Origin of the sequence: Curtobacterium poinsettiae, from assembly GCF_047226435.1 — a bacterium.
GTDB lineage: Bacteria > Actinomycetota > Actinomycetes > Actinomycetales > Microbacteriaceae > Curtobacterium > Curtobacterium poinsettiae.
Genome location: NZ_CP178434.1, coordinates 2,341,100 through 2,355,456, shown reverse-complemented (window position 1 = coordinate 2,355,456; position 14,357 = coordinate 2,341,100). Strand labels below are relative to the sequence as shown.

The following is a 14,357-nucleotide window of genomic DNA, read 5'->3' as shown; positions in this document are numbered from 1 at the left end:
CGGGTCGGCGCGGTGCGGCCGGTCCGCTTCACCAGTGTCGGTAGCGGTCCGGTGCCAGGTCCCACGGGTCCTTGCCGATCAGCTCGCCCACCGCGCGGAACACCGCGGTCTCGATGATGATGCGGCGGTCGGAGTCGTCCTTCTCGGGGCTCCGGTTCACCCGCTCCACGGGGATGCGGAACACGGTCACGCGGCGGGTGTCACGGTCGATGCGCCAACGTGGCATCTCGTCCGGCAGGGTCTGGTCGCTCGGCATGTCCGCCACCTGGAAGACCACGCCCGCGAGTTCCTCGGGCCACAGGCCGAGCAGGTAGTGCGCACTGTCACCGACGATGCGGTCGAACGCCTCGGCGCGGGTGATGATCGGCGCGAGTTCGGGTCCGGTGACGCTCGAACGCCCGCCACGGCCGTGCCGGGAGCGCCCCCGACCGCGATCGACCGGGGTGACGAGGCGAGGCTTCCGACGCATCCCCACATCGTACGCGGGGACGGGTGCACGCCGGACGCTCCGCTAGGCTCCCTGACGACATGGACGTGCGGATCTGCAGCAAGGTGGCGTGTGCCAACAGCGCTTCGTCGACCCTGACGTACGACTACGGCGACTCCATGGTCGTCATCGGTCCGCTGTCGACCCGGGTCGAACCGCACGGCTACGACCTCTGCGCCCGCCACGCGGCCACCCTGCGCGTCCCGCGCGGCTGGCAGGTGGTGCGGCGCGAGCCGCTCCCGCGCGACGCGGACTGACGGCGCGCGTCCGCGGCGTGGGTGGGGGGCGATCTGGAGGCCCGGGGAACGTGACCGGGATCGGCTGGTGACCCGCGCCTCCCGGCATGGAAGACTGACGGGCATGCCCACCGAAACCCGCACCGCTGCTGTGTTCCGCGTCGCCGACCTGTCCCTCGCCGAGGCGGGCCGGCACCAGATCCGCCTCGCCGAGAACGAGATGCCGGGCCTGATGTCCCTGCGTGACGAGTTCGCGGCGGCGCAGCCGCTCGCCGGCGCGCGCATCGCCGGGTCCCTGCACATGACGGTGCAGACCGCCGTGCCCATCGAGACGCTCGTCGCCCTCGGCGCGCAGGTGCGCTGGGCCAGCTGCAACATCTTCTCCACCCAGGACGAAGCCGCCGCAGCCGTAGCCGTCGGACCCACCGGCACCCCGGACGCCCCCGCCGGCGTCCCGGTGTTCGCGTGGAAGGGCGAGACGCTCGAGGAGTACTGGTGGTGCACCAGCCGCATCTTCGACTGGAGCGACGAGGCCGCCGCGGCCGGTGCCGACTGGACCGGCCCGAACCTGATCCTGGATGACGGCGGCGACGCCACCATGCTCGTGCACACCGGCGCCGACGCCGAGGCCGCCGGTGCCGCCCCGGTCGCCGAGCCGGACGCCAGCGCCGAGTGGAAGATCGTGCTCGACACCGTCGCGCGGTCGCTCGAGACCTCGTCCGACCGCTGGACCCGCATCGCGGCCGACATCCAGGGCGTCACCGAGGAGACCACGACGGGCGTGCACCGTCTGTACGAGCTGTTCCGGAACGGCGAGCTGAAGTTCCCGGCGATCAACGTCAACGACTCCGTGACGAAGTCGAAGTTCGACAACAAGTACGGCATCCGGCACTCGCTGCCCGACGGTCTGAACCGCGCCACCGACGTGCTCATCGGCGGCAAGGTCGCCTTCGTCGTCGGCTACGGCGACGTCGGCAAGGGGGCGGCCGAGGCGCTCCGCGGGCAGGGCGCCCGCGTCATCGTCAGCGAGGTCGACCCCATCTGTGCGCTGCAGGCGGCGATGGACGGCTACCAGGTCGCGCGCCTGGCGGACGTCGTCGACACCGTCGACATGGTCATCACGTGCACCGGCAACCTGGGCGTGGTCGGGGTCGACGAGATGCTCGGGCTGAAGCACCTGGCGATCGTCGCGAACGTGGGGCACTTCGACAACGAGATCGACATGGCCGGGCTCGAGGCGCTGCCCGGCGTCTCGAAGGTCGAGATCAAGCCGCAGGTGCACGAGTGGCGGCTGCCGACCGGGCGGTCGATCCTGGTGCTGTCCGAGGGGCGGCTCATGAACCTCGGCAACGCGACGGGCCACCCGTCGTTCGTGATGAGCAACTCGTTCACGAACCAGGTGCTCGCGCAGATCGAGCTACACACCCGGCGCGACGAGTACCCGACCGGCGTGTACGTGCTGCCGAAGCACCTGGACGAGAAGGTCGCGCGCCTGCACCTCGACGCCCTCGGGGTGCAGCTGACGTCGCTGCGTCCGGAGCAGGCGGCGTACATCGGTGTCCCCGTCGAGGGCCCCTTCAAGCCGGACCACTACCGCTACTGAGGTCGGCGTTCCTGCGCTCCCGCACGACACCGGTGTTCGCACGTTGCACCCCTGCACGCGGGTGTTCGGCGCGCGAACACCGGTGTCTTGCACGCAGCCCGGCGCCGCGCGCTGCGTCAGCGGGGGAAGCCCGGCGGGCGCGCCGACGCCGTGGACCCCGCTGCGGTGAGCAGCTCGGCGCGGGCGCCCAGCGCCCGGACGTCCCGACGACGACGCAGCACGACGACCCCGGCCAGGAACACCTCGGGCGGCACGGGCGGCACGGGGTGGGCGAACGCCGACACCTCGGCCGCGAGCGACTGCGCCGCTGCCTCGCGCAGTTCCGGTCGCATCAGCGCCGCCCCGCGGAAGAACGCGCCGAGCCGGTTCTCCAACCGCTGCGGCAGCGCCGAGACGTCCGCGACGCCGGCCCACGCCGCCAGTTCCGGTGGCAGGAGCACCTCGGGGTCGCGCTGTTTCGGCAGGCGCTCGTGCTGCACGATCGTGCCCGCGAGCAGGTCCCCGAGGCGCCTCGGCCGGGTGCCGAACAGTGCGACGAGCAGGGCGACCGACCCGAACGTCATCCAGAGCTCGAACAGGCCGACGAGCGACCGGGTGAAGGCGTGCCGGAACCCGATCGAACCGCCGTCGAGCCGGACCACCCGGGTGCCGGTGGCGAACCGTCCGACGCTCCGCCCCTTCGTCACCGTCTCGACCGCGGCGGGGACCAGCACCAGCACGACGACGAGCAGCACGATGTTCAGCGCAGCACCCCAGGCGGGTTCGAGGCCCCGCGGCCAGAGTCGTGCGACCCCGAACATCGCGAGCACGAACAGGACGAGGACGCACAGGCCGTCCAGCAGGGCCGCTGCGAGCCGCAGCACGAGTCCGGCGGGTTGGACGTCGAGCGCGACACCCTCGCCCACCACGAGCTCGTCGGCGGTCTCGTCGAGATCGCGCGAGAACCGGGCGTCGGCGAGGTCACGCGGCGTGCGGGGCTTCAGCATGGGATCATTCTGTCGGAGATCGCGCGACCTGAGGGGGAACTCGTGGACCTGGATGCCTACGCCGAGGTGCATCGTGACCGGTGGCAGGAGCTCGACCGGCTGGCGCGTGCCCGGCACCGGTCCGGAGCGGACGTCGACCGGCTCGTCGCCGGCTACCAGGAGGCCGCCACCGACCTCGCCCGCATCCGCGGTGCCGCACCGCGCACCGTGACCGGCGACCGGCTCTCGCTGACGCTGTTCCGCGCCCGACTGCGCTTCACCGGTACCCCCGTCGACCCGCTGACCGCGGTCGCACTGTTCTTCACGCGGCAGCTCCCCGCGGCGCTCTACCGGATCCGCTGGGTGACCATCTGGGTCGCGCTCGCGACGGTGGCGATCGGGGCGATCGTCGCGATCTGGATCACCACGACCCCCGGCGCGACGGCGACCTTCGGCAGCGACGAGGCCCTGCGCCGGTACGCCACGCAGGACTTCGTCGACTACTACTCGAACCGCGGTCTCGGGGCGTTCACGGCGCAGGTCTGGACGAACAACGCGTACATCGCCGCGACGATGGTCGCCTTCGGGATCACCGGGGTCTTCGTACCGTTCTCGATCATGCAGAACGCCGTCAGCCTGGGGGTGTCCGCAGCGATCATGCACTCCCAGGGACGCCTGGCCGACTTCTTCCTCTACATCTCCCCGCACGGGCAGCTGGAGCTCTACTCAGTCTTCCTGGCCGGTGGCGCGGGGCTGATGATCTTCTGGTCGTGGGTGGCACCGGGCCCCGGTCGCACCCGCGCCCAGGCTCTCGCCGAGGACGGCCGGGCACTCATCACCATCGCGATCGGCCTGACCCTGACCCTGCTGCTGTCCGGCATCGTCGAGGGCGTGGTGACGCGGCAGGACTGGCCGTGGCCGATCAAGATCGGCATCGGCACGATCGCCCTGGCCGCGGTGCTCGCGTACCAGTGGGTGCTCGGCGGCCGCGCCTACCGGGCGGGGGAGCGCGGCGACCTCGAGGAGTTCGAGCGCGGCTCCACCGCCCTGGTGGCCGGCTAGGGCCTGCCCGGTTCAGAGTCGGCCGGAGGCCTTCGCCCGGATGTAGGCGTCGGCGACGAGCGGCGGGACGTCCGCCGGCGCGCCACGGACGACCTCGGCGCCGGATCGGCGTGCGACGTCGGCCGCTCCGTCCGCGTCGAGCAGCGTGCGTTCCGCGGCGGCGCGTCGGTAGACGTCGCGCTCCGCGCCGGTGGGGAGGCCCGGCACCCGTCCGCCCCGCGCGGTGCGGATCGACGTGGTCGGGTCCACCCCGCCGTGCGCCATCCGCTCGACGGCCGGGTCCTCGATGCTCGTCACGACCACCGCGTGCCGCCGGGACAGCCGGGGGAGCACGGCGAGCAGGTCACCCGAGCCACCGACGGAGTCCAGGCTCGAGGCGAGGACGACCAGTGCGCGCGAGGTCGTGATCGAGTCGACGAGTGCGGGCACGGACGCCCAGTCGGTCGCGGCGAGCCCGGGTTCGGCCATCGCGAGTGCTTCGCCGAAGCGCTGCACGACGTCGGTGCGGGTGGCGCCGTGCACGCGGTCGTGCGCGGTGTCGTCGAGGACGACCAGGTCGACCCGGTCACCGGCGGCGGCAGCGAGCGCGCCGAGGAGCAGCGCCGACTCGATGAACGTGTCGAGCCGTGGCTCGTCGGCGACACGGCCGGCACCCGCTCGCCCCGCGTCCACCACGACGACGACGCGCCGGTCACGCTCCGGCCGCCACGTGCGGACGACGAGGTCCTGTCGCCGAGCGGTCGCCCGCCAGTCGATGGAGCGCACGTCGTCACCGCGGACGTAGTCGCGCAGCGAGTCGAACTCGGTGCCGTGCCCGCGGAGCTGCAGGGTGGTCTCGCCGTCGAGCTCGCGGAGCCGTGCCAGGCGTGACGGCAGGTGCCGCCGCGACCGGAAGGGCGGCGTGACGACGAGTTCGCCCGGTGCTGCCACGACCCGCTGGCGCGCCGCGAGGCCCAGGGGGCCGAAGGACCGCACGGCGACCCCGGTGGTGCGACGTCGGCCGCGGCGGAACGGTGTGAAGCGCATCCGCGCCGTCCGTCGCTCCCCGCCGGGCACCGTCATCCGGATCCGCCGGGGGCGGTGGCCGGCCGACGGCTCCCACATGTCGCGGACCACGCCACGGACCGTCCGGGTCCCGTCGTTCGCGAGCACGAGCGTGCCGTCGGCGGTGCTGTCACGTCGGGCGAGCCGCGGCATCCGGCGTTCCACCCGGACCCGGCGCAGGTCGGCGGCGAGCAGGACGTCGAGCACGGCGGCGAGCAGCACCACCCCGACCCACGCCAGACCGGCCCACCCGCTGCCGAGCAGCACGGTGGGGACGAGGGCGACGGCGAGGAGCGCGACGAACCGACCGGAGACCGCCACTAGATCGGCACCCGCACCTGCTCGAGCACCTGCTGGAGCACGCCGTCTGCGCCGACGCCCTCGAGCTCGGCGTCCGCGGCGACCCGCAGGCGGTGCCGCCAGACCGGCAGCGCCATCGCCTGCACGTGGTCCGGGGTGATCGCGTCGTAGCCGGTGAGCCACGCCCAGGCCTTCGCGGCCGCGAGCAGGGCCGTCGCGCCACGGGGGCTGACGCCGACCCGGACCGAGGGCGCCTGACGCGTGGCCCGGGCCAGGTCGACGATGTAGGCGAGCACGTCGTCGCGGGCACCGACGCCGCGGACTGCGCGCTGCGCCCGCACGACCTCGTCGACGCCGACCACCGGGGTGATGCCGGCCGACCGCACGTCGCGCGGGACGAACCCGTCGGCGTGGCGTCGGAGCACCTGCCACTCGACGTCACGCGGGGGGATGTCGAGGGTCAGCTTCATCAGGAACCGGTCGAGCTGCGCCTCGGGGAGCGTGTACGTGCCCTCGAACTCGATCGGGTTCATCGTCGCGGCGACGAAGAACGGGTCGGGCAGCGCACGGGCGTCGCCGTCGACGCTGACCTGGCGTTCCTCCATCGCCTCGAGCAGGGCCGACTGGGTCTTCGGGGGCGTCCGGTTGATCTCGTCGGCGAGCAGGACGTTGGTGAACACGGGGCCCTCGCGGAACGGGAACGTGCCGGTCGACGCGTCGTAGACGAGCGATCCGGTGACGTCGCCGGGCATCAGGTCGGGCGTGAACTGGATGCGCTTCGTGTCGAGCGTCATCGCGGCGGCGAGGCTGCGCACGAGCAGGGTCTTGGCGACACCGGGGACGCCCTCGAGCAGCACGTGCCCCTGGGCGAGGAGGCCCACGATCATGCCGGAGACCGCGCCCTCCTGGCCGACGACGGCCTTGGCGACCTCGGTGCGGACCCGGCCGAACGCGTCGCGCAGGTCGGTGCCGGCGGCGCTCGAGTGGTCGGGCTCCGCCGCGGCGTGCTCGGTGGTGGCAGGGGGCAGGTCGGTCACGGTCGTGCTCCTGGTCGGTCGGGGTCAGAGGTCGGGTGGTCGCCGGAGGTCACCCGGCGGACGGCGCGTTCGAGGTCGTCGAGCGCCGCGGTGCCGTCGACGAGCGCGCGGTCGTCGTCGGTGGTCCCGCCGACGAGCACGGCGCCGACACGGGTGTGCGGGATGCCGGTCGCCTGCGCAGCGGCGCGGACGACCTCGTCGACGTGGGCGGAGCGGGGGAGCCCGAGCAGCCGGGCGATCCGTCGGACGGCGGCGACGCGCAGGGTGTCCAGCGCGTGGGTGCGGTCCCGCGTGCGGGCGTACATCCGGGCGCGTCCCTCGGTCGTCTCGGCGGCCCGGACGACGACGGGCAACCGCTCGACGACGAGCGGGCCGAGGCGCCGACCACGCCAGACGCCCGCAGCCACGGCGACGAGGGCGAGCAGGGCGAGGGCACTCGGCACCCACGGCGGGGCGAGCTCGCCGAGGGTCGGAGCGGCGTCGGGTGTCCCGACCGTCGGGGTGTACCAGACGAGCCGCTCGTCGCCGCCGAGCAGCCCGAGGGCCAGCGCGGCGTTCCCGGCGGTGGCGATGGTGTCGTTCCGGAACGCCGAGGTGGTGCCGACCAGCGTCACGTCACCGCCCGGGGTGGTGGTGCGGACGAGGCCCCAGACGCGGGAGTCGCCCGCACCGGTCGGCGCGCACCGCTCGGCGCTCTCGTCCTGCACGGTGTACCCGGAGCCTGCGGTCGTGACCCGCGCTGCCGAGGCCGCCGCGGGGATCCCGCACGAGGTCGTCGAGACGGTGGCGTCGCCGTCGATCTGGCCGGGCGGGTCGATCGGGAAGCCGAGCAGCGCGTCGAGGCCGGCGCCGCTCGTCCCCACGACCACGACGTGCCGGGCGGTGCGCGCGATCCGTTCCGCGACGGCGGGGTCGAGCGCGCCGTCGGCGTCGTCGATGAACACCGTGCCGCCGTCGATCGCGCCGGTGCCGTCGAGGGTGTCGGTCACGGTGACCGCGGTGCCGCGCTGCTCGAGGACGCGCACCAGGGCGGCGGATCCGCTCGCCGTCGTCGAGGTCGGGTCGAGTGCGCGCGGTGCGCCCTTCTCGGTGCCCTGCACGACCGCCGTCAGGGCGGCGAGCAGGACCCCGACCAGGACGATCACGACCCAGAAACCGAAGCGGAACCGGCGTCCCTCGGCCGGACCGGAAGCCGGATCCGAGGCCGGAGCCGAGGCCGGGGCCGAGGCCGGGGCGGCGCTCGTCCGGGTGGCGGTGTCGGCCGTCATGCCGGCACCACCGGTGCCTCGACCCGCGCCGGGCGGGCCTGTCGGACGGTCTGCTCGGTGTCGAGCACGCGGAGGGCGGTGTCCTGGTCGGCCTCGGCGCCGAGGTACCGGACCGCGTCGAAGGACGTCGCCGCGGCGTCGAGCGCACCGGCTGACGCGGGGAACGGCACGGCGCCGCGTGCGGCGATCGTGCGGGCGGTCGCACCGGGCACGTCGGGCACCAGGTCGCGCTCACCGAGTCCGCGGGCGATCGCGCGGAAGCCGTCCAGCACCGCTGCCGACCAGTCGGCGCGGCGCACTGCGGCCTGGGCCGCCTCGAGGAGTTCGCGGGCGGAGCGCAGGTCGTCGGCGTCGAAGACCCCGCCGGTGTCGCCGTCGCCAGCCCGGGCGCGCCGTCGGGGGAGCCCCCGCGCGACGACGACGAGCACGACGACCGCGACGAGCACCACGATCGCGATCACCAGCGCGGTGCGGGCCGCGGCGGGGGAGTCGAGACCGTCGGCGCGGAGCGAGCCGAGCCAGTCGAGGAAGGACCGCGAGGCCCGGTCCCACCACGTCGGCTGGGCACCGTCGTAGGCGGACCGGTCGAGTTCGCGTTCGAGCAGACGACGCGCCTCGTCCGGGTCGACCGCCGTCACGCGTTGCCGTTCGGCGGCGACTGGCCCGGACCCTGCTGCCAGGGCGGCTGCTGCGACTGGGACTGCGGCTGTTGCTGCTGTTGCCCCGACTGCCACGGCTGCTGGGTGGGGTGCCACTGCGGTTGCTGCTGCTGTGCGGGCTGCCACTGCGGTTGCTGCTGCCCGGACCACTGCTGCTGCCCCGGCCACTGCTGCTGCTGCGCCTGCCACTGCTGGCCGCCCCACTGCTGCTGCGGGGGCCACGGCGGCCGCGCGACGGGCTGGGACGGCGCGAAGGGGTCGGTCGGCTGCCCGGAGTCCAGGTGCGACGCGATCTGCTGGTCCAGGGCCTCGGTGCGGATCCGCCGGTCGATGGCCAGGAACGTGGTGACCGACGCGCTCAGGACGTCGGTGATGCACTGCACCGCCATCGCGAGCAGGCTGCCGATGACGATCGCGATGACCGCACCGGCGCCGGCGCCCGACGGACCGCCGGTCTGCCCGAGCGGGTCGAACGTGCCCCCGACGAGCACGGTGCCGACGGTGAGCGGGATCGACGCGATCGACGCCGCGAAGCCGAACATCAGCTGCACGAGCAGCAGGATGCCGAAGGTCCGCCAGAAGGCCCCGCGGGTCAGGCGCCACGACTGGGCGGCAGCGGCGAAGACCGGTCGGCCCTCGAGCGCGATCGTCGGGACGGTGAACACGAAGCGGATGCCGAGCCACACGACGACGACACCGAGCCCGAGCACGAAGAGCACGAGCGCCAGCACGAACCAGCCGGTCCCGGAGCCGGCGGCACCGATCGTCGCGAAGACCCCGAAGAAGACGAGCCCGGCGACGATCGCGATGACGACGCCCGCAGCGGTCTGCACGAGCATCCACGCGACGACCGGCCAGCGGCGTCCGGCCAGCAGCGCCCACAGCCCGCGGAACGTGGCGCGGCGGCCGAGCACCCGCTGCCCGGTGTCCGCGGCGACCGGCGCGACGAGGAACCCGCGACCGAGGTAGGCGAGGAAGGGCAGCCCGATCGACATGAGCGCCGTGAGCGTCAGCGTGCCCGCGGCCACCGAGCCGGCGCCGCTGCCGCCGTCGAGGGCGGAGAACATCCGCGACTGCAGTGCCTGCTGCCCGAACGTGCTGGCCAGCGTCGACAGCAGGCCGAGCACACCGCTCAGCAGCACGCTCCAGAGCAGCAGCACGCGGGCGTTCCGACGGAAGACCGTGAACGCGCCGGCCAGGACGTCGCCGAGACCGAGCGGGCGCAGCGGGATCACCGGACGCGAGCCGCCGGACGGACCGCCCGGTCGCCCCGGACCCGACCCCGGGGCGGGCTGCGGCGGCACCGAGAAGCGGGGCGGGCCTCCTGGCTGGGGTCCGGGTCCCTGTGTCGGTCCGGACGCCGGCGGTGTCGGCGCACCCTGCTGCCCACCGCCCGGTGTGTGCCAATCGGACATGACTCCAGCCCCCTCGTCGTGTCGGACCGTGCCAGCGATGCACGTCCCACCCCCATCCTGTCGGAAAACCCCGCGCGGCGGGGCCTCGGCTATCGTGTGGGGACACGTGCCGACCACGGCACTCCCGCACGCCACCCGGAGTCCAGATCACATGACACCGCGCATCCTCGTCGTCGACGACGACCAGGCCCTCTCCGAGATGATCGGCATCGTGCTCCGCTCCGAGGGGTACGAACCCGAGTTCAGCGCCGACGGCAACGACGCCGTCGACGCGTTCCACGCCACCAAGCCGGACCTCGTCCTGCTCGACGTCATGCTGCCCGGCATCGACGGCATCGAGGTGTGCAAGCGCATCCGTGCCGAGAGCGGCACACCGATCATCATGCTCACCGCGAAGAGCGACACCGCCGACGTCGTCCTCGGGCTCGAGAACGGTGCCGACGACTACGTCGTGAAGCCCTTCAACCCGAAGGAGCTCGTCGCGCGCATCCGCACCCGACTGCGGCCCAGCGCATCCGACGCCACCGTGCTGCACGTCGGCGACGTCACGGTCGACGTCGCCGGGCACGAGGTGCGCCGCGGCGACACCGTGATCGCGCTCACGCCGCTCGAGTTCGACCTGCTCCGGGCGCTCGCCGAGAAGCCCAACCAGGTCTTCACCCGCGAGATGCTGCTCGAACAGGTCTGGGGCTACCACTACAAGGCGGACACCCGGCTGGTGAACGTCCACGTGCAGCGGCTCCGCGCGAAGATCGAGCACGACCCGGACAACCCGAAGACCGTCACCACGGTGCGCGGCGTCGGGTACCGCGCCGGAGGAGCCTGAGCACCGTGCCGCCCTCGACGCGCCCGTCGGGCCCGGCCCGCGGTGTCAGCGGCGCCACGGTCTCGATCGGTGTCGTCGACCGTGGCCGTCGCCGGATGCGGCGCTGGCTCCGACGGGGCTGGCGCCCGATCGCGTACCTGTGGCGGCGCTCGCTCATGTTCCGCTCGGTCGCCATCACCGTGATGACGACGGGGCTCGCGGTGGGGATCATCGGCACCGCGGTCATGGTGAGCATCTCGACGAACGTCTACTCGCAGCGCCGTGACCAGATCGAGTCGGAGTCGGCCCGGGCCACCATCGTCGCCCAGGGGATCTTCGACGCGGCGACCGCGGCCGAGGACAACAACCAGTCCGAGCTCGAGACCCTGCAGAACGAGGCGCAGCAGGCGATCCTGTCGAACACGACGAGCCCCGGCGGGACGAGCATCGCGATCGAGCGGAGCCCGGGCCAGTCCACCCCGCAGACGCTGCAGACCATCGCCAGCCAGGACTTCCCGGACGCGGTGATCACCGACGACCTGCGGAAGGAAGTGGGGCAGAACACCGGTCGACTCAGCCTGCAGCCCGTCCAGCTCGACGACGACGGGCGCCGCGTGCCGGGGCTCGCCGTCGGGTCAACCCTGCAGATCCCGAGCGCCGGGCAGTACGAGCTCTACCTGGTCTACGACCTCTCGGACGCGCAGCAGACCCTGGACTTCGTGTCCCAGACGCTGTCCATCGGCGGTGTGGCGCTCATGGTGCTCATCGCCCTGGTCACCTCGCTCGTCGTCCGGCTCGTCGTCGTGCCGATCCGCGGTGCCGCCGAGACGAGCCGGAAGATCGCCGCTGGTCGCCTTGACGAACGCATCCCGGTGCGCGGCCAGGACGACCTGGCGACCCTGGCGCGGAGCTTCAACGGCATGGCCGAGGCGGTCAGCCGCCAGATCACCCAGCTCGCCGAGCTCTCGCGCGTGCAGCAGCGGTTCGTCTCCGACGTCTCGCACGAACTCCGCACCCCGCTCACCACGATCCGGCTCGCCGGCGACATGCTCTACGACTCCCGGCACGCGTTCGAACCGTCGGTCGGTCGGTCCGCCGAGCTCCTGCACGCCCAGGTGGAGCGCTTCGAACTGCTCCTCGCCGACCTGCTCGAGATCTCCCGCTACGACGCCCAGGCGGTCCAGCTCGACACCGCGCCCGTCGTGCCGGCGTCCATCGCCGCGGACATCGTCGACGAGTTCCGGCCGCTGGCCGAACGCGCCGGCATCGACCTGCAGCTCGCCACGCCCGGCGGCCACACCACCATGCGGCTCGACGCCAAGCGCGTCCGCCGGATCCTCCGCAACCTGGTCGGCAACGCGATCGAGCACGGCGACGCCAAGCCCGTGCAGGTCGTCGTCGACAGCGATGCGCGCACCGTCGCCATCGCCGTCCGTGACCAGGGGGTCGGCATGCCGCCGGAGGACGCCGGACGGGTGTTCGACCGTTTCTGGCGCGCCGACCCGAGCCGCAAGCGCACCATCGGCGGCACCGGGCTCGGTCTCGCGATCAGCCTCGGCGACGCCAAGCTCCACGGTGGCCGCATCGACGTGTGGTCCCGGCCGGGCGAAGGGTCGACGTTCGTGCTGACCCTGCCCCGCAACGAACAGGGGACGACCGCCACCTCGGCCATCCCGCTGCCCGAACTCGACGAGTCGTACGACGGCCCCCGCGCCGTGCGAGAGGAGTCCTGATGCGCCACCGGATCCGCCACGTCCTCGTCGTCGCGCTCGCCGCGGTCAGCCTGTTCGCGGTCACCGCCTGCGCAGCGATCCCCACCGACGGCGCCGTGCGCACCGGGCAGACCATCAAGGACGAGTCGCTCTCGGGCGTCGACTTCCGGCCGGACAAGCCGATCACCGGATCCGACCAGACGGCCATCCTCCGCGGGTTCATCGCCGCGGCCACCGGCGCCCAGGACAACTACGCGATCGCCCGGCAGTTCCTGGCGGACGACTTCGCCCAGCGGTGGAACCCGCGGCAGGGCGTCACGATCCGCGACGGCAGCGGCACCGTCGAGCGCGCCGACGACCGTGAGCTCACGTACACGATGACGGCCAGCGCCACCGTGGACGCCGAGGGGGAGTACACCCAGGCCGTCCGCCCCACCTCGTCGACGCTGACGTTCCAGTTCGTCCGCGAGGACGGCGAGTGGCGCATCGCCTACGCCCCGGACGGCATCATCCTGTCGCCGGTCAGCTTCGAGTCGGTGTTCCAGCCGCACGCGCTGTACTTCTACGACCCCACCTACCGCTTCCTCGTGCCCGACCAGCGCTGGTTCCTCGCCCGGTCCTCCACCAGCACCCGCATCGCCAGCGCCCTGCTCGCCGGCCCCGCCGACTGGCTGAAGGGGGCCGTCGTCTCGTCGTTCCCGGAGGGCACCCAACTGTCCCTCAACGCGGTGACGATCGACAGCGGCACGGCCCTCGTCGACCTGTCGAGGGACGCCCTGGGCGCGAGCACCATCGACAAGGTCCGGATGCGCGAACAGCTCAGCAAGTCCCTCGCCTCGGTCGCCACCATCTCGTCGGTGTCGATGACGATCGAGGGCGCGACGCTGTCGGTGCCGGACTCCGGGGGAGCGGACGCCCAGCAGAACCCCGACGTCGACCCCAGACCGCTGGTCGAACACGACGGCGTCGTCGGCTACGCAGCCTCGGGCACCGGCAAGGTCGCCGAACTCGGCAGCGGCGTCGGTGCGGCGATCGCCGGCCTCGACCCGACCTCGATCGCCCTGTCGGCATCCGGCACCACCGCGGCCGTCGGCAACCGGGACGGCGCGGTCGTCGTGCGCGGCAAGGACCGCCTGCGCGTCGACGCGCGCGAGGACCTCGTCGCCCCCGCGGTCGACGACCTCGGCTTCGTGTGGGTCGGAGAACAGTCCGACACCCGCCGCATCACCGCGTACGGCCTCGGCGGCGACCCGCACGAGGTCCGCACCACCCTGCCGCGCGGCGACCTCGTGTCGTTCCAGGTGTCCCGCGACTCCACCAGGGCGCTCGCGCTCATCGAGACCGCCGACGGGCCCGGCCTGTACGTGATGGCGATCATCCGCGGGTCCGACCGGTCACCCACCTCGTTCGGTGCCCCCGTCCGGGTGCAGGCCGCCAGCGGCACCGCCGTGGACGCCACGTGGGTGAACGACACCGACGTCGCCTCGGTCGGACAGACCACCAGCGGCCCGAACATCGTGCGCACGACCATCGGCGGCAAGTCGAGCACCCTGCCGAAGCCCGACGGTCGTGCGACCGCGATCAGCGGGGGCAGCGGCGGGGCGCTGCTGCTCCGGATGTCGAGCGGTGACGTCCTGCAGTCCACCGGTGGTGGCTGGGACACGACGGGCGTCACCGCCGACGTGCTCGGCGTCCAGCGCTGACGGCACCCTCCTCCACACCGCACCCGGCCTGGAGGCCCGTCCACAGCCCGGCACACCGGCC

13 protein-coding genes are annotated in these 14,357 nt (G+C 73.2%); 6 read left to right on the top strand and 7 right to left on the bottom strand.

Features of this window, described 5'->3' with window-relative positions:
* Nucleotides 1-28: 28 nt before the first annotated feature.
* On the bottom strand, nt 29-469 hold the full coding sequence (locus ACL00U_RS11045) for a metallopeptidase family protein (protein ID WP_017888803.1): 441 nt from the start codon (nt 467-469) through the stop codon (nt 29-31).
* A 59-nt stretch (nt 470-528) separates the two neighbouring features.
* Here ACL00U_RS11045 and ACL00U_RS11040 point away from each other — a divergent pair, with 59 nt between their 5' ends.
* Together ACL00U_RS11040 and ahcY are read left to right on the top strand one after the other, a co-directional pair.
* A complete protein-coding gene (locus tag ACL00U_RS11040; protein WP_017888804.1) occupies nt 529-744 on the top strand; it encodes a DUF3499 family protein in 216 nt (71 codons plus the stop codon).
* Nucleotides 745-847: 103 nt separating this feature from the next.
* Nucleotides 848-2,326 (top strand): adenosylhomocysteinase, encoded by a 1,479-nt coding sequence (gene ahcY / locus ACL00U_RS11035; RefSeq protein WP_412873397.1) that lies wholly within the window; start codon nt 848-850, stop codon nt 2,324-2,326.
* 116 nt (nt 2,327-2,442) lie between these two features.
* On the opposite strand, the gene ACL00U_RS11030 is transcribed toward ahcY, so the two are convergent.
* The gene (locus ACL00U_RS11030) at nt 2,443-3,312 is read right to left on the bottom strand and encodes an RDD family protein (protein WP_412873396.1); all 870 of its coding nucleotides are present in this window, start codon (nt 3,310-3,312) and stop codon (nt 2,443-2,445) included.
* A gap of 42 nt (nt 3,313-3,354) precedes the next feature.
* Between ACL00U_RS11030 and ACL00U_RS11025 the strand changes: the two genes are divergently transcribed.
* Nucleotides 3,355-4,353, top strand: a complete 999-nt coding sequence (locus tag ACL00U_RS11025; RefSeq protein ID WP_042538793.1) for a stage II sporulation protein M — start codon at nt 3,355-3,357, stop codon at nt 4,351-4,353.
* Nucleotides 4,354-4,365: 12 nt separating this feature from the next.
* Here the strand turns inward: ACL00U_RS11025 and ACL00U_RS11020 are convergent, their stop codons facing one another.
* The 5 genes from ACL00U_RS11020 to ACL00U_RS11000 are packed head-to-tail and all read right to left on the bottom strand — an operon-like array spanning nt 4,366 to nt 9,896.
* The gene (locus tag ACL00U_RS11020; RefSeq protein ID WP_017888808.1) at nt 4,366-5,718 is read right to left on the bottom strand and encodes a DUF58 domain-containing protein; all 1,353 of its coding nucleotides are present in this window, start codon (nt 5,716-5,718) and stop codon (nt 4,366-4,368) included.
* Nucleotides 5,718-6,725, bottom strand: a complete 1,008-nt coding sequence (locus ACL00U_RS11015) for an AAA family ATPase (protein WP_412874068.1) — start codon at nt 6,723-6,725, stop codon at nt 5,718-5,720. Before ACL00U_RS11015 ends, ACL00U_RS11020 begins: the two co-directional genes overlap by 1 nt.
* Before the next feature lie 5 nt (nt 6,726-6,730).
* On the bottom strand, nt 6,731-8,002 hold the full coding sequence (locus ACL00U_RS11010) for a DUF4350 domain-containing protein (RefSeq protein ID WP_307361818.1): 1,272 nt from the start codon (nt 8,000-8,002) through the stop codon (nt 6,731-6,733).
* Nucleotides 7,999-8,640 (bottom strand): DUF4129 domain-containing protein, encoded by a 642-nt coding sequence (locus tag ACL00U_RS11005; protein ID WP_056070922.1) that lies wholly within the window; start codon nt 8,638-8,640, stop codon nt 7,999-8,001. The genes ACL00U_RS11010 and ACL00U_RS11005 overlap by 4 nt, the downstream gene beginning before the upstream one ends.
* Nucleotides 8,637-9,896, bottom strand: a complete 1,260-nt coding sequence (locus ACL00U_RS11000; protein WP_412873395.1) for a glycerophosphoryl diester phosphodiesterase membrane domain-containing protein — start codon at nt 9,894-9,896, stop codon at nt 8,637-8,639. The genes ACL00U_RS11005 and ACL00U_RS11000 overlap by 4 nt, the downstream gene beginning before the upstream one ends.
* Nucleotides 9,897-10,227: 331 nt before the next feature.
* Here ACL00U_RS11000 and mtrA point away from each other — a divergent pair, with 331 nt between their 5' ends.
* Genes mtrA through ACL00U_RS10985 form a run of 3 tightly spaced genes read left to right on the top strand, consistent with a single transcriptional unit; the run spans nt 10,228 to nt 14,296 of the window.
* On the top strand, nt 10,228-10,902 hold the full coding sequence (mtrA, locus tag ACL00U_RS10995) for an MtrAB system response regulator MtrA (RefSeq protein WP_017888813.1): 675 nt from the start codon (nt 10,228-10,230) through the stop codon (nt 10,900-10,902).
* A gap of 5 nt (nt 10,903-10,907) precedes the next feature.
* Nucleotides 10,908-12,614: an MtrAB system histidine kinase MtrB gene (gene mtrB, locus ACL00U_RS10990; protein ID WP_017888814.1), complete on the top strand. Its 1,707-nt coding sequence runs from the start codon at nt 10,908-10,910 to the stop codon at nt 12,612-12,614.
* Nucleotides 12,614-14,296 (top strand): GerMN domain-containing protein, encoded by a 1,683-nt coding sequence (locus ACL00U_RS10985; RefSeq protein ID WP_017888815.1) that lies wholly within the window; start codon nt 12,614-12,616, stop codon nt 14,294-14,296. The genes mtrB and ACL00U_RS10985 overlap by 1 nt, the downstream gene beginning before the upstream one ends.
* Nucleotides 14,297-14,357: the final 61 nt, after the last annotated feature.